15 protein-coding genes, 1 pseudogene and 1 riboswitch are annotated in these 20,278 nt (G+C 54.6%); of the genes and pseudogenes, 11 read left to right on the top strand and 5 right to left on the bottom strand.

Features of this window, described 5'->3' with window-relative positions; genetic code table 11:
- Positions 1–111: 111 nt before the first annotated feature.
- Positions 112–594 carry a glutathione peroxidase gene (locus IEX86_RS12350; protein ID WP_188866437.1) on the top strand — a complete coding sequence of 161 codons (483 nt, stop codon included), beginning with the start codon at positions 112–114 and terminating at the stop codon, positions 592–594.
- A 30-nt stretch (positions 595–624) separates the two neighbouring features.
- Here the strand turns inward: IEX86_RS12350 and cysZ are convergent, their stop codons facing one another.
- Entirely contained in the window at positions 625–1,395 is a 771-nt protein-coding gene (gene cysZ / locus IEX86_RS12345) for a sulfate transporter CysZ (RefSeq protein ID WP_188866436.1), read from the bottom strand.
- A gap of 236 nt (positions 1,396–1,631) precedes the next feature.
- Here cysZ and IEX86_RS12340 point away from each other — a divergent pair, with 236 nt between their 5' ends.
- Positions 1,632–2,231: a peroxiredoxin gene (locus IEX86_RS12340; RefSeq protein WP_188866435.1), complete on the top strand. Its 600-nt coding sequence runs from the start codon at positions 1,632–1,634 to the stop codon at positions 2,229–2,231.
- A gap of 174 nt (positions 2,232–2,405) precedes the next feature.
- Positions 2,406–3,368: a thioredoxin-disulfide reductase gene (gene trxB / locus IEX86_RS12335; protein WP_188866434.1), complete on the top strand. Its 963-nt coding sequence runs from the start codon at positions 2,406–2,408 to the stop codon at positions 3,366–3,368.
- A 58-nt stretch (positions 3,369–3,426) separates the two neighbouring features.
- Here trxB and IEX86_RS12330 read toward each other — a convergent pair whose 3' ends face one another.
- Positions 3,427–4,830: an adenosylmethionine--8-amino-7-oxononanoate transaminase gene (locus IEX86_RS12330; RefSeq protein ID WP_188866433.1), complete on the bottom strand. Its 1,404-nt coding sequence runs from the start codon at positions 4,828–4,830 to the stop codon at positions 3,427–3,429.
- A 131-nt stretch (positions 4,831–4,961) separates the two neighbouring features.
- Between IEX86_RS12330 and IEX86_RS12325 the strand changes: the two genes are divergently transcribed.
- From IEX86_RS12325 to adeC, 6 genes are all read left to right on the top strand, one after another.
- Positions 4,962–6,560 (top strand): flavin monoamine oxidase family protein, encoded by a 1,599-nt coding sequence (locus IEX86_RS12325; RefSeq protein WP_229685324.1) that lies wholly within the window; start codon positions 4,962–4,964, stop codon positions 6,558–6,560.
- 197 nt (positions 6,561–6,757) lie between these two features.
- The gene (locus IEX86_RS12320) at positions 6,758–7,306 is read left to right on the top strand and encodes a cytochrome b (protein ID WP_188866736.1); all 549 of its coding nucleotides are present in this window, start codon (positions 6,758–6,760) and stop codon (positions 7,304–7,306) included.
- 30 nt (positions 7,307–7,336) lie between these two features.
- Positions 7,337–7,915 (top strand): YceI family protein, encoded by a 579-nt coding sequence (locus IEX86_RS12315; RefSeq protein WP_188866735.1) that lies wholly within the window; start codon positions 7,337–7,339, stop codon positions 7,913–7,915.
- Positions 7,916–8,296: 381 nt separating this feature from the next.
- A complete protein-coding gene (locus IEX86_RS12310; RefSeq protein ID WP_188866432.1) occupies positions 8,297–9,511 on the top strand; it encodes an efflux RND transporter periplasmic adaptor subunit in 1,215 nt (404 codons plus the stop codon).
- A gap of 14 nt (positions 9,512–9,525) precedes the next feature.
- Positions 9,526–12,663 (top strand): efflux RND transporter permease subunit, encoded by a 3,138-nt coding sequence (locus IEX86_RS12305; RefSeq protein ID WP_188866431.1) that lies wholly within the window; start codon positions 9,526–9,528, stop codon positions 12,661–12,663.
- A 2-nt stretch (positions 12,664–12,665) separates the two neighbouring features.
- A complete protein-coding gene (adeC, locus tag IEX86_RS12300; protein WP_188866430.1) occupies positions 12,666–14,186 on the top strand; it encodes an AdeC/AdeK/OprM family multidrug efflux complex outer membrane factor in 1,521 nt (506 codons plus the stop codon).
- Positions 14,187–14,275: 89 nt separating this feature from the next.
- On the opposite strand, the gene rhlE2 is transcribed toward adeC, so the two are convergent.
- The 3 genes from rhlE2 to ahcY form a co-directional block, all read right to left on the bottom strand.
- Entirely contained in the window at positions 14,276–16,240 is a 1,965-nt protein-coding gene (gene rhlE2 / locus IEX86_RS12295) for an RNA helicase RhlE2 (protein WP_188866429.1), read from the bottom strand.
- Between the two features lie 148 nt (positions 16,241–16,388).
- Positions 16,389–17,237, bottom strand: coding sequence for a methylenetetrahydrofolate reductase [NAD(P)H] (gene metF / locus IEX86_RS12290; RefSeq protein ID WP_188866428.1), 849 nt, complete (start codon positions 17,235–17,237; stop codon positions 16,389–16,391).
- A 115-nt stretch (positions 17,238–17,352) separates the two neighbouring features.
- Positions 17,353–18,759, bottom strand: a complete 1,407-nt coding sequence (gene ahcY, locus IEX86_RS12285; RefSeq protein WP_188866427.1) for an adenosylhomocysteinase — start codon at positions 18,757–18,759, stop codon at positions 17,353–17,355.
- Positions 18,760–18,828: 69 nt separating this feature from the next.
- A riboswitch (S-adenosyl-L-homocysteine riboswitch) is annotated at positions 18,829–18,925 on the bottom strand.
- A 191-nt stretch (positions 18,926–19,116) separates the two neighbouring features.
- Between ahcY and IEX86_RS12280 the strand changes: the two genes are divergently transcribed.
- Both IEX86_RS12280 and IEX86_RS12275 read left to right on the top strand, forming a co-directional pair.
- Positions 19,117–19,521 carry an acyl-CoA thioesterase gene (locus IEX86_RS12280; protein WP_188866426.1) on the top strand — a complete coding sequence of 135 codons (405 nt, stop codon included), beginning with the start codon at positions 19,117–19,119 and terminating at the stop codon, positions 19,519–19,521.
- A 65-nt stretch (positions 19,522–19,586) separates the two neighbouring features.
- Positions 19,587–20,119 (top strand): annotated as a pseudogene (locus tag IEX86_RS12275) (TetR/AcrR family transcriptional regulator); the annotation flags it as partial.
- Between the last annotated feature and the right edge of the window lie 159 nt (positions 20,120–20,278).

The following is a 20,278-nucleotide window of genomic DNA, read 5'->3' as shown; positions in this document are numbered from 1 at the left end:
TTGGTGTGGCGGGAACGAACCCACACTAGAATGTCCAAGCGAGAGCGTCCGAAAGGGAACAGCCCGGTCGGACGCTTTTTTTACGCCTACTGTATTCACAAGGAGCACATCATGAGTGCGTTCCACGATCTCACCCTGCAAGGCCTGGATGGGAAGGAACTCCCCCTGGCGCCTTACAAAGGCAAGGTGGTGTTGGTGGTTAATGTGGCATCCAAATGCGGACTAACACCGCAATATGCGGGCCTGGAAGCGCTGTATCAGACCTACCGTGAGCGCGGGCTGGTCATCCTGGGTATTCCATGCAATCAGTTTGCAGGCCAGGAGCCTGGAAGCGATGCGGATATTCAGCAGTTCTGCAGCACGAACTATGGCGTGTCCTTTCCTCTATCGAGCAAGATCGATGTCAATGGTCCGACACGCCATACCCTGTATCGGCAGTTAGCCGGCGAGGGTGCAGAGTTTCCTGGCGAAGTCACCTGGAATTTTGAAAAATTCCTGGTAGGTCCTGATGGCCGTGTTCTGGCTCGTTTCAACCCGCGTACTACGCCGGATGATCCAAACCTGATCCAGGCCATCGAGAAAGCGCTTCCCTAGCGCCATATGCAGCGGTGGCGAGCCGCCTGATTATCGAGGCTCTCCCGCTGCAGGCAATGCCTTTATGCCCCCCTCTCTGACCCAGAATAGTGTCGCGCCAGCAACAGCAGCAGGCATGAACACGACATTCAGCACAGGTACCAACAGGGCCAGGTAAGTAATCCCGCCAAACCCCAGGCAGCGTGTGCGCTTGCTGCGCAACCACGCCAGCATTTCGGTAAAGCCCAACTTGTGGTTATCTGCCGGGTAGTCAATGTATTGCACTGCCATCATCCATATGCCAAAGAGCAGCCATAGTGGTGGGGCAATCAGATTCAGGCCTGGAATAAATGAAAGCACCAGTAATCCCAGTGCGCGAGGCAGGTAATACCGCAGCTTCTTGAATTCTCGCACCATTGTCCTGGGAATCATGGCAACCAGTTCGGCCACGCTGAACGGCGGAAAACTATCCTGACTGCGCACCACGACTTCCACTTTCTCAGATAGAAATCCGTTGAAAGGTGCTGCAATGATGTTGGCTACCAGGGTGAACGTGAAATAGATCATGAAGAGAACAAGTACGAAGAAAAAAACGTACAGCAAGGGCACCAGTACATAATCCAGAAAGCTCAGGTATGACGGGATGGAGGGCATCAGATGATTAACCCAGCCATTGAATTTGCTTAGAGCAAAGCTGATCGTTGCGATGAACAGGATAAGGTTGATTGATAAGGGCAATACGACGAAGCGTCGCAGGCCAGGGCGTACGATCAGTTTCAAGCCCTCACTGAAATACAGAGGGCCAGACAGAGGCTTGCTCATTCAAAACTCCGGTAGCAAGTGAGAGCGCAATAATGAAGCCTTCTCACGGTCGAATGCCAATAGTGACCTGTAAACAGCCGTGACGCGATTCTAGGGTTGTGCGTTGTGGCGTACCATAGTGTCCACTATTCGGCAGATCCGCATAGGCTATGCCTATGATTTGGATTGAAACTCGTCATTTTATTCAAAGCGGCAAGCCGCGTAGGCTGCTGCCTTATCGTGTTAAGGAGAGGCTAATGAGCGTTCTGGTAAACAAGCAGGCCCCAGATTTTACAGCGCCTGCTGTTCTAGCTAACGGCACTATCGTCGAGAATTTCCAGCTGTCCACATTGCGTGGCAAGTATGTTGTGTTGTTCTTCTGGCCGCTGGATTTTACCTTTGTTTGCCCGTCAGAAATCATTGCCCACAATAACCGAATCGCTAAATTTCGTGAGCTGGGTGTAGAGGTTGTTGGTGTCTCCATCGACTCTACCTATACGCATTATGCGTGGCGCAATACGCCTGTCGAGAAAGGCGGTATCGGCCCGGTCGAGTTCACTATGGTAGCTGACGTCAAGCACGAAGTCGTCCGTGCCTATGGTATCGAGCACTCAGACGGCGTGGCCTTGCGAGCGTCCTTCCTGATCGACAAGGAAGGTGTTGTACAGCATCAAGTGGTAAACAACCTGCCACTAGGCCGGGAAGTGGATGAGATGGTGCGTCTGGTTGAGGCGCTGCAATTTACGGAAGAAAATGGCGAAGTCTGCCCGGCTGGCTGGCGTAAGGGGCAGAAAGGCATGAAAGCCGATGCAGAGGGCGTCGCCAACTATCTGGCTGAAAACGCTCACAATTTGTAAGAATTGAGCAGACTGGTCAGACATTGACCAGTCATCCAGATAATCTTCTGGACAATAAGCGGTAAATCCCGCACGGTTCGCGGGCTGTCGACTTTGTAAGCCTTCCCCTGGTGCTTCGACAGCCCTTTTTATTAGCACGTGTGCCGACGCCTCATGCGCGGCATGGAGACAAACATGTCTGAAGTTCGTCATGCTCGAGTCATCATTCTCGGTTCCGGCCCTGCTGGATATACCGCGGCAGTCTATGCTGCACGCGCCAACCTAAAGCCGTTACTGATCACCGGCATGCAGATGGGTGGACAGCTCACTACCACGACTGAAGTAGACAACTGGCCGGGAGACCCCCATGACCTGACGGGTCCTGCGCTGATGGAGCGTATGCGCGAGCATGCCCAGCGTTTCGAAACCGAGATCGTTTTCGACCATATCAATGGCGTCGATCTGGCCAATAAGCCTTTCACCCTGAAGGGTGATAGCAACACCTATACCTGTGATGCACTGATTATCGCTACAGGCGCCAGTGCACGTTATCTGGGCTTGAGCAGCGAAGAAAGCTTCATGGGCAAGGGCGTGTCTGCCTGCGCTACCTGTGACGGCTTCTTCTATCGCAATCGTGAAGTGGCTGTAGTCGGCGGTGGTAATACAGCGGTCGAAGAAGCGCTTTACCTGGCCAACATCGCGAGCAAGGTTACGCTTATTCATCGCCGTGATACGTTCCGCGCTGAAAAGATCCTGCAGGACAAGCTGAAGTCCCGTGTAGCTGAAGGCAAGATTGAGCTGAAGCTTAATGCAGCTGTAGACGAAGTGTTGGGTGACAACCTGGGCGTTACAGGTGTCCGCCTGAAGAACAACGATGGCAGCACTGATGATATTCAGGTAGCCGGTCTTTTCGTTGCAATTGGTCATACTCCCAATTCATCGCTGTTCGAAGGCCAATTGGAGCTGAAGGACGGCTATGTAGTGGTCAAGGGTGGCCGCGAGTCCAATGCCACCGCGACAAGCATCGAGGGCGTCTTTGCTGCCGGTGATATTGCTGACCATACCTATCGCCAGGCAATTACCTCGGCGGGTGCTGGTTGCATGGCTGCGCTGGATGTCGAGCGTTACCTGGACGGGCTGGGCGACAATCTCTGGTAATAAGCCTTATTACTTCATAAAAAGCCCCGCATGAGCGGGGCTTTTTATTGAGCTGAGGTTAACCCGGATCACGATGGTTGGGATGAAACCCGGTGACGGGTACTTGCACCTTTTCACATGTGGCCAGATCGATTCCTTCGCTGGCAACTGTTGCAAGGAAATCAATCTCTTCAGGTGTAATGATGTACGGTGGCAAAAAGTAAACCACATTGCCTAGCGGACGGAGCAGGGCTCCCCGGGTCAGCCCATGCTGAAAGACTTTCAGGCCGCGGCGCTCCTGCCAGGGGAAGGGAGTCTTGCTGGCCTTGTCCTGTACCATTTCAATAGCCAGGGCCATGCCGGTCTGGCGAACCTCGGCGACATGGGGATGATCCACCAGATGCCGGGTCGCCTGGTGCATCCGTAATGCAAGCGCCTTGTTGGCTTCGATTACCTTGTCTTCTGCAAAGATATCCAGTGTTGCCAGGGCCGCTGCACAGGCAAGCGGGTTGCCTGTATAGCTGTGAGAATGCAGGAACGCGCGCAGGGTGTCGTACTCATCGTAAAACGCTTGGTAGACCTCATCTGTCGTCAGGCAGGCTGCAAGAGGCAGATAGCCACCTGTCAGAGCCTTGGATAAGCACAGAAAGTCTGGGCGGATACCTGCCTGTTCGCAGGCAAACATGGTACCTGTGCGGCCAAACCCAACGGCGATCTCGTCATGAATCAGGTGTACACCGTAGCGATCACAAGCTTCACGTAAGAGCTTGAGATAGACCGGGTGGTACATGCGCATACCACCGGCTCCCTGAATCAGCGGCTCAATGATAACGGCTGCTACTTCCTGATGATGCTCCGCCAGGGTCTGTTCCATGTGCGCAAACAGGGTGCGGGAGTGTGTCTCCCAATCCACACCTTCTGGACGGTAATAACAGTCGGGACTGGGCACCTTGAAAGTATCCAGTAAAAGAGACTTATAGGTTTCGGTAAAAAGCGCTACGTCACCTACCGACATGGCGGCTACCGTTTCGCCGTGGTAACTGTTGGTCAGGGTGACAAACTTCTTCTTTTCCGGCCTTCCGCTGTTAAGCCAGTAGTGATAGCTCATCTTCAGCGCAACTTCGATACAGGACGAGCCGTTGTCAGCATAGAAGACACGATCAAGCCCCGCCGGTGCCATCTGTACCAACCGCTCGGATAGCTCAATCACAGGCTGATGGCTGAAGCCAGCCAGAATCACATGTTCCAGTTGGTCGACCTGATCCTTGATCCGCTGGTTGATACGTGGGTTGGCATGGCCAAATACATTGACCCACCAAGAGCTGACCGCATCGAGGTAGCGGTTACCTTCAAAATCTTCTAACCACACGCCACGACCGGATTTGATCGGGATGACTGGCAAACGCTCATGGTCTTTCATCTGGGTACAGGGATGCCACAGCACATTCAAATCGCGCTGCATCCACTCGGCATTTAAGCCCATAAAGGTCGCCCTCCAAACACATTGTGCTGGCAAGCCTATGCAATGCTCCGAACGGTAGCAAGGCGTCTCTAGTGGACGCCGCTTCGCTGGCGTATGCTGCGCACCGCCGTTGGGGCTGAGGAGTCTGAAAGATGTCGGTATATATAGCGCGCCTTGGAGCGCTGGCTGTTTATGGGTTGTTCAGTGTATCTGCTCTTGCCTCAGGCAAGGTGGAAAAGCATGCTCAAGGGCATACTGAAAAGCATGTCGAGAGGCATGCAGAAAAGCCGGCGACGAAAGAAGCGGAGCAGCCTGCCGCTAAAGGAAATGGCCGTTCGGCCATTGTTATTGGCGCTGGCATGGCAGGTCTGGCCTCGGCTTATGAACTGCAAAAAGCGGGATGGCAAGTCACTCTACTAGAGGCCAAGCCCAGTGTTGGCGGGCGTTCGGCGTTGGCAACCAGTGAGTGGATCGGTAATGCCAAGGCGCAGCCAGCTCTCAATAATTATCTGGATACCTTCAAGATCAAGACGGTCGATGCGCCCAGCTACGTACGCACACCAGGTTATCTGATCGAAGGGCAGTATTACTCTCCCGACGACCTCGCCCAAAAGATGCCCGACGTGAGTGCTGCGCTCAAGCGTGTCGATAAGGCGCTGGAGGGTCTTGCCGCATCCATTAGTGATCCGCTTAAACCAACCGCGGGTAAAGGGTTGTTTGCGTTGGATCAGACAAACGTATCCAATTGGCTGGATAAACAAAACCTGCCGCCCCTGGCTCGCAAGTTGATCAATCAGAGGATCCGCAGCCGCTACGATGAGCCATCGCGCCTTTCATTGCTGTATCTGGCCCAGCAGACCCGTGCCTATCGTGATGTGAGTGACGCTGATTTACGCGCGGCCCGCTTGCCTGGTGGCAGCACTGTGCTGGCGCAGGCATTCGTCAAGCAGATCAAGACGCTCAGGCCCAACTCCAAAGTCTCAGCCATTAATCAGGAAAAGGATGGTGTGACCGTCAAGGTAGGACCGACCGGCTATCACGCCGATTACGTCGTCATGGCTGTACCGCTGCGTGCCTTAAGCTCAATTCAAATGACGCCGGAGTTGACCGAGGCACAGCGTGCTGCTCTCAAAGGGACCAACTATGGATGGAGGGACCAGATTCTCCTGAAGTTCAAGACTCCGGTCTGGGATAGCAAATCTCGTCTCTCCGGCGAAATCTATAGTGATCAGGGACTAGGCATGTTGTGGATCGAGCCAGCCATCAAGGGTGGGGCTAATGTTCTGATCAACCTGTCCGGCGACAATGCCCGAGTGATGCAGGCTTTCGGGGATCGCCAATTGGCTGATCAGGTCCTGATTCGCCTGAATGCATTTTATCCAAAGGCGCGTGGTGCATTTTCGGGCTATGAAGTCCGGCGCTATAGTACCGATCCGGGTGTAGGTGGATCCTATTTGGCATACGGGCCAGGTCAGGTAAGTCGTTACTGGCGTGTATGGGAACAGCCCCAAGGGCGGGTCGTCTTTGCTGGCGAGCATACCGATGCGTTGCATCCAGGTACGTTGGAGGGCGCCTTGGTTAGTGGCCAGCGGGCAGCTCGGCAGGTCGAAGATCTTGCGGCAGGTAAGTCCGCTGCGCCTGAAGCCAAGCAGGCGGAAACCAAACCTGCCAGCAGCATGCCCGAGGTGACGCCCAAGGCAACCGATGAAAAGAAGGGATTCTTTTCTCGCATGTTTTCTTGGATACACTGATTTACAGCATGTTTCACCGCCTGGTGTCTTACCAGGCGGTTTTCTAGCGTTATCCCCTCTAGCGTCTATATTCTCCTTCACACCAGACCTAACGACTCGTTACATCTAATAAAACGATCGATTAAAGCAAGTTTTTCCGCTTCATTTCGATACGTTTACCGCTAGGCTTGCTATCTGCATGGACAAGGAGATTCATGATGAATTGGCGTAACGATCCGCATTGCTATGGGCTGGTTAGTGTAACCCTGCACTGGGCGATGGCCATTGCAATTGTTGCTTTGTTCTGGCTTGGGTTGTGGATGCGTGAGTTGGACTATTACAGTCCTTGGTATCACCGCGCCCCAGAGATTCATAAAGGCATTGGTATCCTGCTGTTGATCGCACTGGTCATGCGCATCGTCTGGCGCTTCGTTAGTCGCCCGCCTGCGGTTACAGGGAGTCAGTTTACTCAGCTGGCTGCCAAGTTTGGCCATCTGACGCTTTATGCGCTCATGCTGAGTGTCATGGTTGCAGGCTATTTTATCTCGACGGCTGAAGGTCAGCCGATCAATGTATTTGGCTGGTTCAGTGTGCCGGCGACCGTCAGTGGATTACGCGATCAGGCCGACTGGGCCGGCGCGATCCATCTCTGGCTGGCCTGGACACTGATTATTTTGAGTGGACTACATGTGCTCGCTGCGCTCAAGCACCACTTTATCGATCACGATGCCACGTTGTTGCGTATGTTTGGCCGACGCCGGGCATAACGTGACCTATTTCAGAAGGGAGATACCATGATGTTGAAGAAAAGCTTTGCTGCTCTGGCACTGGGAACCGCATTGTTGACGGCCGGCCATGCTATGGCTGCTGACTACAAGATCGATAAGGAAGGGCAGCATGCCTTTATCCAGTTCCGTATTCAGCACTTGGGCTACAGCTGGCTCTACGGGACGTTCAAGGATTTTGACGGCAATTTCATCTATGACGAAAAGAATCCTGCCGCAGATAAGGTGAGCGTCACGATCAAGACCGATAGCGTTGATACTAATCATGCCGAGCGCGACAAGCACCTGCGTAGTGCAGACTTTCTGAATGCATCGGCTCATCCGACGGCAACCTTCGAGTCGACGAAGGTAACGCCAACCGGTGACAACGCTGCTGATATCGAAGGTAATTTGACACTTAACGGCGTAACCAAGCCTGTAGTGATCAAGGCCAAGGTGATGGGGCAGGGTGACGATCCATGGGGCGGCTACCGTGCCGGCTTTGAGGGTTCGACCAAGCTGAAACTCAAGGATTTCAACATCCAGCGTGACCTAGGCCCAGCTTCCCAGGAAGTTGAACTGACACTGTCGCTGGAAGGTGTGCGTCAGTAAATAATATTTCGATACATAAAGCGCAGCTCTACAAGGGCTGCGCTTTTTTTATGGGCCTAGTATGGCAAAAGTGATGATGGCCCTTAAATCTTCACAACTTTTGCACACTGTATAGGCTAAATATTCAGGTTCAACTGTGATTTAGCCTATTAGCCATGAAACACATCACATTGAATGCGGGTCTGCTTAAAGTTCAGGAGCAAGATGCCAAGTGATTGTTTCAATCACTTGGATAAGTCCTGTAGTCGACGTGTTCCTGTTTACAAACAACCATGTACGTAAGTATATTGGGTAATCACAAGAATCTGCCAAGAATGATGCGATCGCATAGCGTCGCGTTGCCTAGCCCCCTATTCAAAGGTTTTGTTCAAGGACTCCGATATGCACATCAAGTCGGCGCATGCTTATTTTGTCCCGGTTTTACTGCTGGCGACGCTGACGCTCAATGGATGCGATAAGCAGGATCAGGCGCAGCAGGCTCAGCAGCAACAGCCACAAGCGGTTGAAGTAGGTGTGGTTACGCTCAAGGAGCAGCCTGTTACCCTGACTACCGAATTGCCTGGCCGAACCTCGGCATTCCGTGTAGCGGAAGTCAGACCACAGGTCGGCGGCATTCTCCAGAAGCGTTTCTTCAAAGAAGGGTCTGAGGTTAAGGCTGGTCAGCAGCTTTATCAGATCGATCCCCGTACGTATCAGGCTAACTTGAATGCAGCCAAGGCTACGCTGGCCCAGGCGCAGGCGAGCATGGCATCCAACCGACTCAAGGCCCAGCGCTATGCGGCCCTGGTAAAGGACGAAGCGATCAGCCGCCAGGAAGCGGACGATGCCCAATCTACTCTCAAACAGAACGAGGCCCAGGTAGAAACAGCCAGGGCTGACCTGCGTACTGCTGAAATCAACTTGGCGTACACCAAGGTAACTGCCCCGATTTCAGGTCAGATCAGCCGTTCGCTGGTAACGGAAGGCGCATTGGTTACCGCTGACCAGACCACGGCGTTAGCAACAATCAACCAGCTCGATCCTATTTATGTGGATGTGACTCAGTCCAGCACCGATATGCTGCGCCTGCGTCGTGAGCTGGACAGTGGTCTGATCAAGCGTGTGGGTGAAGACGCTGCCCAAGTCAAGCTGATGCTGGAGGATGGCTCTGAATACAAGCATCCAGGCAAGCTGCAATTCTCGGAAGTTTCCGTAGATCAGGGGACAGGCTCGGTTACCATTCGCGCTGAATTCCCCAACCCTGATCGTTTGCTGCTGCCAGGCATGTTCGTGCGTGCACAACTGCAGGAAGGGGTCCGTCAAACGGCCATTCTGGCGCCTCAGCAGGGTATTTCCCGTGACCTCAAGGGTAACGCCATTGCTATGGTCGTGACGCCAGACAACAAAGTCGAGCAGCGTATTGTGAAGACCGAGCGCACCATTGGCACCAACTGGCTGATTTCTAACGGTTTGAAGGCAGGCGACCAATTGATTACTGAAAACCTGCAGCGTATTCGACCCGGCGCTTCGGTTACGACCAAGCCGGCTACCAACGTAGCCATGCCCGGCGACTCGGCACAACCTGCACAGCAGGGCAATGCCGATAAGCAGCAATAAGGGAGCCGCTGTCGATGTCAAGATTCTTTATTGACCGCCCCATTTTTGCCTGGGTACTTGCCCTGGTGATCATGCTGGCGGGCGGTCTCGCCATTCTTAACCTACCGATCAACCAGTACCCCAACATTGCGGCACCGGCTGTTTCGATCCAGGTGAGCTATCCAGGCGCGTCGGCACAGACCGTTCAGGATACGGTCGTCCAGGTCATCGAGCAGCAGATGAACGGGATCGATAATCTGCGCTACATGTCGTCAGAGTCCAACTCTGACGGTAGCATGAGCATTATCGTGACCTTCAATCAGGGCACTGATCCCGACATTGCGCAGGTACAGGTACAGAACAAGCTGCAGCTGGCAACGCCACTCCTGCCGCAGGAAGTACAGCAGCAGGGTCTTCGGGTTGCCAAGTACCAGCGTAACTTCATGCTGGTGGTGGGCTTGGTGTCAAACAATGACTCCCTGACCCGTGAAGACCTGTCTAACTACATCGTCTCCAATATGCGCGACCCGATCGCGCGGACCCCAGGTGTAGGCGACTTCCAGGTCTTCGGCTCGCAATACGCCATGCGTATCTGGCTGGATCCGGCCAAACTGACTAAATATCAGCTCATTCCCAGTGATGTTTCCAGTGCTATCCAGAGCCAGAACGTTCAGCTGGCCTCCGGTTCGCTGGGTGGTTTGCCTGCCGTTGAGCACCAGCAGCTCACCGCTACTATTATCGGGCGTACCCGTCTGGAAACACCGGAGCAGTTCGGGGATATCTTCCTCAAGGTCAATCCTGATGGCTCCCAAGTGCGCCTGCGAGATGTCGCACGTATTGAGCTAGGCGGAGAGAGTTATTCGATTGACGCGCAGTTTAACGGTAAGCCAGCGTCGGGTATGGCGCTGCGTCTGGCCACCGGTGCCAACCTTCTGGACACGTCCAAGGCCGTTCGTGCGACCATCGAGCAACTCAAACCCTTCATGCCCGAAGGCATGGAGGTGGTGTACCCGTATGACACCACGCCTGTTGTAACTGCCTCGATTCATGAGGTAGTCAAGACGCTGGGCGAGGCGATTCTGCTCGTATTCCTCGTGATGTACCTGTTCCTGCAGAACTTCCGGGCTACCTTGATTCCTACCATTGCGGTTCCGGTCGTCCTGCTGGGTACGTTCGGTATCCTGTTCGCGTCGGGCTTTACCATCAACATCCTGACCATGTTCGGGATGGTGTTGGCGATTGGCCTGCTGGTGGACGATGCCATCGTTGTGGTGGAAAACGTCGAGCGGGTAATGGCTGAGGAGGGGCTTAGTCCCAAGGAAGCAACCCGCAAATCCATGGATCAGATCCAGGGTGCGCTGGTCGGTATCGCCCTGGTTCTCTCTGCCGTATTTGTGCCGATGGCCTTCTTTGGCGGCTCGACAGGGGTGATCTACAGACAGTTCTCGATCACTATTGTCTCGGCCATGGCCCTGTCGGTACTGGTAGCATTGATCCTGACACCGGCCCTATGCGCGACGATCCTTAAGCCGATCGACAAGAACCATCACGAGAAACGCGGTTTCTTTGGCTGGTTCAACCGCAAATTCGATAGTGGCGTTAATCGTTACGAGCGTAGTGTTGCTGCGGTTATTCGCCATAAGGTGCCGTTCCTGCTGGTTTACGTCGTTATCCTGGCTGGTATGGCGTTCATGTTTACCCGCATTGCTTCATCCTTCCTGCCTGAGGAAGACCAGGGTGTCATCTTTGTGCAGGTAACGACACCAACAGGTTCTTCAGCCGCTCGGACCCAGGCTGCACTGGATCAGATGCGTGAAATGATGATGAAGAATGACGCCTCGGCGGTCAGCTCCATGTTTACGGTAAACGGTTTCAGCTTTGCTGGCCGAGGTCAGAGCTCGGGCCTTGCGTTCGTTCAGCTTAAGCCGTGGGAAGATCGTCCCGACGCCAATGATCGTGCCAGCGCGGTAGCCGGCCGTGCGATGGGATATCTGTCGCAGATCAAGGACGCGATGATCTTTGCTATCGTTCCGCCAGCGGTACTAGAGCTGGGTAATGCCACTGGTTTCGACTTCTACCTTCAGGACAACTCAGGCCTAGGCCACGAGAAGCTGATGGAGGCGCGTAACCAACTCTTGGGTATGGCGGCGCAGAATCCAAAGCTGACCCAGACGCGTCCGAATGGTTTGAATGATGAAGCACAGTACAAGCTGATCATCGACGATGAAAAAGCACGGGCACTGGGTGTGTCTCAAACTGATATCAATCAGACCTTGTCGATTGCCTGGGCATCCAGCTACGTCAATGACTTTATCGACCGTGGCCGAGTCAAGCGTGTGTATATACAGGGCGAGGCCAACTCCCGGATGAATCCGGAAGATCTGGGTAAGTGGTATGTACGTAACGGTAGCGGCGAAATGGTGCCCATGTCAGCCTTTGCTCACGGTGAGTGGGTCTACGGCTCGCCCAAGCTTGAGCGCTATAACGGTGTCTCGTCTGTCGAGATCCAGGGTGCACCGGCGCCGGGTAACAGTACCGGTAATGCCATGGATGAGATCGAGAATATGGCCAAGGAGCTGCCTCAGGGCTTTGGTATCGCTTGGACCGGCATGTCATATGAAGAGCGACTCTCAGGATCGCAGGCGCCTGCGCTGTATGCCCTGTCCCTGGTTGTAGTCTTCCTTTGTCTGGCAGCGCTGTATGAGAGCTGGTCGATTCCGATCGCAGTTATTCTCGTAGTACCGCTCGGGATAATCGGTGCGCTTCTGGCAACTTACTTCCGGGGGCTGGCGAACGACGTATTCTTCCAGGTGGGTCTGTTGACCACCATCGGTCTGTCGGCCAAGAACGCGATTCTGATCGTTGAGTTTGCCAAGGAGCTGCATGAGGGCGGCAAGAATATCGTTGATGCTGCCGTAGAAGCTGCCCGGATGCGTCTGCGTCCGATCATCATGACCTCCATGGCCTTTATCCTGGGTGTGATTCCGCTGGCCATTTCCAATGGTGCCAGCTCCGGTAGCCAGCACGCGGTAGGTACGGGTGTAATTGGCGGGATGGTGACCGCAACCGTTTTGGCGATCTTCTGGATTCCGATGTTCTACGTCGTGGTTAGCAGTCTGTTCAAAGACAAGGCCTCGCGTGAGCAGGAATCAGGCGCCGAGGGAAGACATTGAGTATGAAGAAGTCTCTTTTATCCATTGCAATAGGTGCAGTACTGCTTTCAGGCTGTACCTTGATTCCCGATTACGAGCGACCGGCGTCGCCCGTTGAAAATGCCTGGCCGCAAGGCGATGCGTACAAGGATAATCCGACCAGCAGTGGCACCGAGTTTACGGCCGATATCGGCTGGCGTGAGTTCTATAGCGATCCGCAGTTGCAGCGTTTGATTCAGGTGGCTCTGGATAACAACCGTGACCTGCGCCAGGCAGCTCTGAATGTTCGCCTGTATCAGGCGCAGTACCGTATCCAGCGTGCAGAGCTGTTCCCAACCATTGGCGTCAATGCCAATGGCTCACGGACGCGCACACCGGCGGACATGAGTTCGGCTGCAGCCATTCAAGAACTGTTGCAAAGCACCGGTGCAGCCGGAGCGGGTGGTTCAAGTAGTGGCTCGATCAATAGCCAGTACACGGTAACCCTCGGTATGTCAGCCTATGAGCTAGACCTCTTCGGTCGGTTGCGCAGCTTGAATGAGCAGGCTCTGCAGAGTTATTTTGCAACTGTCGAGGCTCGTCGCAGCACGCAGATCAGTTTGATTTCCGAAGTGGCCAATGCCTACTTCACCTGGAAAACCGATCAGAAGCTGCTCCAGCTTACCCGCGACACGCTGGATGCTTATCAGCGCTCCTTTGATCTGACCAAGCGTCTGCTGGATAACGGGGTTGGTAGTGGTCTGGATCTGCGTCAGTCTCGCACCGCGCTGGAAGGCGCTCGTGCGAGCCTTGCGCAGTACACCCGTCAGGAGGCACAGGACCGTAACGCATTAGGTCTGCTGCTAGGCGCTCCTTTGCCAGCTGATCTGCCTACCGGTAAGAGCCTTGATGACAATAACCTGCTGGCCAAGCTGCCAGCCGGCTTGCCCTCACAGCTGTTGCAACGCCGCCCGGATGTGCTACAGGCCGAGCTTAACCTCAAGGCAGCCAATGCCAATATCGGTGCAGCCCGTGCCGCTTTCTTTCCCAGCATCAGCCTGACGGCCCAAGGCGGAACAGGCAGTCGAGAGCTTTCCGGCTTGTTTGATGCCCATTCGGGATACTGGACGTTTGCGCCCAGCATCAATATCCCGATCTTTACCGCAGGCAGTCTGAAAGCAAGCCTGGATGCGGCCAAGATCCAGAAGGACATCAACATCGCTGCTTATGAGAAAGCGATACAGACAGCCTTCCAGGAGGTGTCTGACTCTCTTGCGGCTCAAGGAACCTACGATGACCAGCTCCAGGCCCAGCGGGATCTGGTGAAGGCAAGTCAGGAATACTATGACTTGGCTGAAAAGCGCTATCGTCAGGGAATTGATAACTACCTGACCGTGTTGGATGCGCAGCGCTCGTTATATTCCGCTCAGGAACAGCTCCTGGCGGACCGTCTCAATCAGCTCAGCAGTAGCGTGACCCTGTATAAAGCACTGGGTGGTGGGTGGCTGGAACGTACGACGGATAACAACGTCAGCGCGACTCCGACACAAACGCCTAAGCGTTAGCGTTAATCAGGAGCATGAAAAAGCCGACTCAATTGAGTCGGCTTTTTTTATGCCTGCTTCCATCCGGGCTATGCCGGATGGAACGCACGTTAAGCGTCGGCGTCAGCCGAGCGGTTACGTGTCAACAAGGCTGGCTTTTCGCTTTTTGGTCGAACCTGTAGCGAGTCCAGTTGTTCAGGTGTTAGTGCACGATCTGCACGGGAAGGCTTGTGCAGAATGCGCGGCTGTGGCTTGTGAGACGAGCGCTCTTCTGCCGTGGCTGGACGCGGTTCGCGAGGCTCACGCGGCTGGTACGGGCGGTTCTCCTGACGAGGGCGCTGTCCTGCCGGTTTATTGCGACGTTTGTTTTGCGGTCCACGGCTATCCGCTGCAGGCATGCTGCTGTCACTCGCAGGCCCTTGTCTTGGACGGGGCGGACGTGCCTGAGCCGTAACGCCTGGAGCCGTTGTGCCTTGAGTGTGGGTTCGGGGTGTTTGCCCCTGGCCTGGCCGGCGCGGACCGTTACCGTTGCCGTTACGACGATTCTTGCCCTGATAAGGGCTGACGTAATCGACCCGGTTACCAAAGTTGTCAAAATCGTCATCCAGGAAGACTTCCGGGTCGCGGCTTTGAGGACGTTGAGTCGCTTGTTGCGGCTGACGTTCGCTACCACGCTCCCGTTCGCCGCCACGCTCTTGGCGTGGCTTGTTTCTGCCTCCGCGAGCCTGACCTTGATCTTGACCTTGCGTTTGACTCTGGTGGCGACCGCGGCGTGGCTGACGTTCCTCCTGCTGCGGTGCTGCGCTTTCAACTGGGGATTCGCCTCCCGCTGTTCTGGCAGGCTGTTGCTTACGCGGTGCGCGCGGCGGGCGTGCCTGACGGCGAGGCTCTTGCGGCTCCCGAGATTCAACTTTCTCCACCGGCGCACTGGCTGGATCAAAACCTAGCATGTCACCCTCAAGGATATTCTGCTTGGTCAAGCGCTCGATAGCGCGCAGCAGTTTCTCTTCATCGGGGGATACCAGGGAAATGGCTTCGCCGCTACGGCCGGCGCGGCCTGTACGACCGATGCGGTGTACATAATCTTCTTCCACGTTCGGCAACTCGAAGTTGACCACATGGGGAAGCTGGTCGATATCGAGGCCGCGGGCAGCAATATCAGTTGCCACAAGTACACGAATGCCGTTGTCCTTGAAGTCAGCCAGCGCTTTGGTACGAGCGTTCTGGCTCTTGTTGCCATGAATCGGAGCGGCTGGTAAGCCATTCTTGTTCAGGTATTCAGCCAGGCGATTAGCTCCGTGCTTGGTCCGCGTGAAAACCAGTACCTGTTCCCAGGAACCAACGGTAATCAAATGGGCCAGCAGCGCACGTTTTTGAGTGGCTGCAATACGGAACACGCGCTGCTCGATACGCTCGACCGTCGTGTTCGGCGGTGTAACCTCGATACGCTCGGGGTTACGCAGAAGCTTGTCGGCCAGGTCAGTAATGTCCTTGGAGAACGTTGCCGAGAACAGCAGGTTCTGCCGCTGCTTTGGAAGCAGGGCAAGGACTTTCTTGACGTCATGGATGAAACCCATGTCGAGCATGCGGTCGGCTTCGTCTAGCACAAGAATTTCAACGGCTGACAGATCGACAGTATTCTGACCGGCAAGGTCTAGAAGGCGACCAGGGCAGGCAACCAGGACATCAAGTCCTTTGGATAGCGCAGTAACCTGAGGTTTCATGCCAACACCGCCAAAAATGCAGGTGCTACGCATGGAAAGATCGCGTGCATAGATCTTGAAGCTATCGTGCACCTGGGCAGCCAATTCTCGTGTAGGGGTCAACACCAGTACACGAGCCTGGCGTGGGCCGGCTTTCTTGCCATCGGGTTGTCCGTTCGGAAAGAGCCGCTCAAGAACAGGCAGAGCAAATCCACCTGTCTTGCCGGTACCGGTCTGGGCAGCAACCATCAGGTCACGGCCTTGCAGTACAGCGGGAATGGCCCGTTGTTGAACGGGAGTCGGATTGACATAACCCGCGTCATTTACTGCGCGGGATAGGGCCTCGGAGAGCCCGAGGGAAGTGAAGGACATGCGGGGTTCCTGTCTACTAAGTCGGCGTCCCGCCGACGTTGGGGCGCGGTTTCGCCTGGAACTGACGATATTGATTTGCTCGTCTTCTCCACACACTGCCGCCCTGCGCTGGGTGGAAGGCTGGAAAATGGCTCCAGGCGATGATTTTTCAGCTTTTGAAGCCGAGGTTATTCCAAATAGCCAAGCTGGGTTCAGCCTGATTCAATGTGTAGAAGTGCAGGGCAGGCGCTCCGCCAGCCAACAAGCGTTCACACATGTCTGTCACAATTTCCTGGCCAAACGCCTGAATGCTTTTGACATCGTCAGCATACGCTTCCAACTGCTTACGAATCCAGCGTGGGATTTCGGCGCCACAGGCTTCGGAAAAACGAGCCAGGCTGCTGTAGTTGGTAATCGGCATGATGCCAGGAATGATGGGTGCATCTACGCCTAGCTTGCACGCTCTGTCGACAAAATGAAAGTAGCTGTCGGCATTAAAGAAGTATTGTGTGATTGCGCCGTTGGCTCCCGCCTTGATTTTGCGAACAAAATTGGCAAGATCGGCTTCGAAGTTACGGGCTTGGGGGTGAACTTCCGGATAAGCGGCAACTTCGATGTGAAAATGATCGCCGGTTTCTTCTCGAATAAAGCTGACCAGTTCATTGGCGTAACGCAGTTCACCGCCTGAAATACCCATGCCCGAGGGCAGGTCTCCGCGCAAGGCTACGATACGCTTGATGCCCGAGTCGCGGTATTGAATAAGCAGATCCCGCAATTCAGCCTTCGAGTCGCCTACGCAGGAGAGATGAGGAGCCGTCGGAATACGAACTTCACTGTCGAGTTGGAGAACAGTGGTAAGGGTGCGGTCCCGGGTAGAGCCGCCAGCACCATAGGTACAGGAAAAGAATTCTGGAGAGTAGCCGGCCAACTGGCGAGCAGTGTTTAGCAATTTTTCGTGGCCGGCTTCAGTCTTCGTTGGGAAGAACTCGAAACTGACATTGGGTGTGGTACGAGTCATTGGTAATCCCTGGAGCGCGTTGACGCTTCCTCAAGAAACACCGCCACTCGGGCGGTGCTTTCCTGAACTGCTAGGGAGAAGGGTGACCCTCTCCCTGTGGAGTCATTATTGGCGCTTAGTAGCGGTAGGTTTCCGGCTTGAACGGACCGTCCTGCTCTACACCGATATAAGCAGCCTGCTCTGGAGTCAGACGAGTTACGACGCCGCCAAAGCCCTTGACCATTTCCAGCGCCACTTCTTCGTCAAGCTTCTTGGGCAGAACCATGACCGTTACGTTCTTGGTCTTCTCGACCACTGGCAGGTCTGCAAACTTCTCATTGAACAGGTGCATTTGCGCTAGCACCTGGTTGGCAAAGGAGCCATCCATGATGCGGCTAGGGTGACCAGTAGCATTACCCAGGTTTACCAGACGGCCTTCAGCCAGCAGGATAAGGTAATCATCATTGGCAGGGTCGATGTCCTTGCCGGTACGGTGAATCTTGTGAACCTGAGGCTTCACTTCTTCCCAGCTCCAATTCTTGCGCATGAAGGCTGTGTCGATCTCATTGTCGAAGTGGCCGATGTTACAGACTACAGCGCGCTTCTTCAGCTTCTTGAGCATATTGGCGTCACAGACGTTAGCATTGCCGGTTGTGGTGACGATCAAGTCAATCTTGCCCAGCAGGTCGGCATCAACACTTGCTTCTGTACCATCGTTCAGGCCGCTCTTGTACGGCGAAACGACTTCGTAACCGTCCATGCAGGCCTGCATGGCGCAAATCGGGTCCACTTCGGAAACCTTCACGATCATGCCTTCCTGGCGCAGGGAGGCTGCAGAACCCTTACCCACGTCACCATAGCCGACAACCAGGGCCTGCTTACCGGACAGCAAGTGGTCAGTAGCGCGCTTGATGGCGTCGTTCAGGCTGTGACGGCAGCCGTACTTGTTGTCGTTCTTGCTCTTGGTAACCGAATCATTGACGTTGATCGCCGGAATCTTCAGGGTGCCTTTCTTGAGCATGTCCTGCAGGCGGTGTACGCCAGTGGTGGTCTCTTCAGTAACGCCGTGAATCTTCTCCAGAGCCTGCGGATACTTGTCATGCAGGATCTGGGTCAGGTCGCCGCCGTCGTCCAGGATCATGTTGGCGTCCCAGGGCTGGCCATCCTTGAGGATAGTCTGCTCAATGCACCACTCATATTCTTCTTCGGTTTCGCCTTTCCATGCGAAAACAGGAATGCCGGCAGCGGCAATGGCAGCGGCTGCCTGATCCTGAGTAGAGAAGATGTTGCAGGAGGACCAGCGTACCTCAGCACCCAGCGATACCAGCGTCTCGATCAGCACGGCAGTCTGAATGGTCATGTGGATGCAGCCCAGGATCTTGGCACCCTTTAGCGGTTGCTCACCGGCATATTTGCGGCGCAGGGCCATCAGGGCAGGCATTTCGGACTCGGCGATGATGATTTCGCGACGGCCCCAGTCGGCCAGGGAAATATCAGCAACCTTGTAATCGTTGAAACCGGCAGGCGTCATAACAGCGCTCATTAAGCTCTCCATTCGTTCGAAATTGTTAGCTGCCCCGGCGTTAACATGCCGCTACAGGACAGCCATAAATGCGAATGGGCGCCGTTGATGCGTGTGCAGGCCAGGCCTGCGGCTACGCTCCTCCGAGCCTGACAGGGTAAGCCCTGCTGCAGCGCCCCTCGGTAGGATGGCGGGTGGTGATTTGAAAATCGCCACGGGCTCGAAGTATAGCGGGCAATCCTCAAGCTTTGTAGGTGTACCGGATTCATGATGATCAGTAATCGACTGCATAGAGAGGAACGACCGCTTCGATGGCCTCTCTAACGGGCGAAAGGGTTTAAGCTTGTGGACTGCTATCACTCAAGGAGACGATGGACCATGAATTTCCATACACGTAAGTGGGTAAAGCCTGAGGACTTGAACGCCAACAACACGCTGTTCGGCGGCAGTCTGTTGAAGTGGATAGATGAAGAGGCTGCGATCTACGCCATCGTTCAGCTAGGCAATCAACGCGTCGTTACCAAATACATCTCCGAGATCAACTTTGTCAGTGCGTCGCGCATTGGTGACATCATCGAGCTGGGTATCACGGCTACCGAATTTGGTCGCAGCTCCATTACGCTACGGTGTGAGGTTCGCAACAAAATTACCCGCAAGAGCATTCTGACCATCGACAAGATCGTCTTCGTCAATCTGGACGAGGAGGGTAATCCTGCTCCCCATGGCAAGACGAAGATCACCTATATCGAAGATCAGTTCAAGGATGAAGAAAAGGGAGCCTGAGTCGCTCTAGGTTCGCAAACGATCTTGGAATAGCCCTGGCATCTACTGCTTGTATCAGATAGGTCATGGCTAATCACAGGATCGAGATCCGCCGCAGGAACGTGAGGGCTATATTGCGGCTGTCGAAAAGGTCTTTGCTGAAAAGAGCTTTGGCGCAGCCTCCATGGGGATATCGCCCATGAGGCGGAGCTGCCTCGCTCAAATATGCACCATCACTTCTCGACCAAGGACACGCTCTGCTTCGAGCGATTTGATGATCCTCGTATAGTGCTGACGAGCTATATTCCCGCCAAGATGCATCAGGCCCGTGCTTGTTCCTGCGGCTAATGAGACCATGCATGGTGCTCCGTTGCTGGGCGAAGCGTTTGATGAGCCTCCGGCAGAATGGACCAGCGGCAGGCAGGTCAACATCAGGCAACGGGGAAGTGACAAGCGCATCCTGCCAGCTTATCTGCTCTACATGGTCTGAGCTTCGACCCAGCATTATGCAGAATTCAATTAGCAGATTGGCCTCATTAACGATCGTACGCCCCTGAGCGACCGGCAGCTTGAACAAGCTGTGCAGACAGTAACGGCTGTTATTTTAGGGTGTGTTGGGCCTAGAGCGCTCAATATTCCTGGCCTTGCTGGCATCAATAAAAAGGTATTAGGTACTGCCTTAGTAGCAGTGGCTCACCAAATTGTTGCACGTGTTGATGTCCTGTTTTTCTTAACCCAATCAACAGGTTGCCCGCTGTGTAATGTTTGGAAGCGATTA

It is taken from the genome of Pseudomonas asuensis, from assembly GCF_014646755.1.
GTDB lineage: Bacteria > Pseudomonadota > Gammaproteobacteria > Pseudomonadales > Pseudomonadaceae > Chryseomonas > Chryseomonas asuensis.
This window is presented reverse-complemented; position numbering and strand designations above follow the sequence as displayed.

Excerpts from the sequence above, each read along its gene's own strand:
- IEX86_RS12350 (WP_188866437.1), top strand. The coding sequence starts at position 112 with ATGAGTGCGTTCCACGATCTCACCCTGCAAGGCCTGGATGGGAAGGAA.
- cysZ (WP_188866436.1), bottom strand. The coding sequence starts at position 1,395 with ATGAGCAAGCCTCTGTCTGGCCCTCTGTATTTCAGTGAGGGCTTGAAA.
- IEX86_RS12340 (WP_188866435.1), top strand. The coding sequence starts at position 1,632 with ATGAGCGTTCTGGTAAACAAGCAGGCCCCAGATTTTACAGCGCCTGCT.
- trxB (WP_188866434.1), top strand. The coding sequence starts at position 2,406 with ATGTCTGAAGTTCGTCATGCTCGAGTCATCATTCTCGGTTCCGGCCCT.
- IEX86_RS12330 (WP_188866433.1), bottom strand. The coding sequence starts at position 4,830 with ATGGGCTTAAATGCCGAGTGGATGCAGCGCGATTTGAATGTGCTGTGG.
- IEX86_RS12325 (WP_229685324.1), top strand. The coding sequence starts at position 4,962 with ATGTCGGTATATATAGCGCGCCTTGGAGCGCTGGCTGTTTATGGGTTG.
- IEX86_RS12320 (WP_188866736.1), top strand. The coding sequence starts at position 6,758 with ATGAATTGGCGTAACGATCCGCATTGCTATGGGCTGGTTAGTGTAACC.
- IEX86_RS12315 (WP_188866735.1), top strand. The coding sequence starts at position 7,337 with ATGTTGAAGAAAAGCTTTGCTGCTCTGGCACTGGGAACCGCATTGTTG.
- IEX86_RS12310 (WP_188866432.1), top strand. The coding sequence starts at position 8,297 with ATGCACATCAAGTCGGCGCATGCTTATTTTGTCCCGGTTTTACTGCTG.
- IEX86_RS12305 (WP_188866431.1), top strand. The coding sequence starts at position 9,526 with ATGTCAAGATTCTTTATTGACCGCCCCATTTTTGCCTGGGTACTTGCC.
- adeC (WP_188866430.1), top strand. The coding sequence starts at position 12,666 with ATGAAGAAGTCTCTTTTATCCATTGCAATAGGTGCAGTACTGCTTTCA.
- rhlE2 (WP_188866429.1), bottom strand. The coding sequence starts at position 16,240 with ATGTCCTTCACTTCCCTCGGGCTCTCCGAGGCCCTATCCCGCGCAGTA.
- metF (WP_188866428.1), bottom strand. The coding sequence starts at position 17,237 with ATGACTCGTACCACACCCAATGTCAGTTTCGAGTTCTTCCCAACGAAG.
- ahcY (WP_188866427.1), bottom strand. The coding sequence starts at position 18,759 with ATGAGCGCTGTTATGACGCCTGCCGGTTTCAACGATTACAAGGTTGCT.
- IEX86_RS12280 (WP_188866426.1), top strand. The coding sequence starts at position 19,117 with ATGAATTTCCATACACGTAAGTGGGTAAAGCCTGAGGACTTGAACGCC.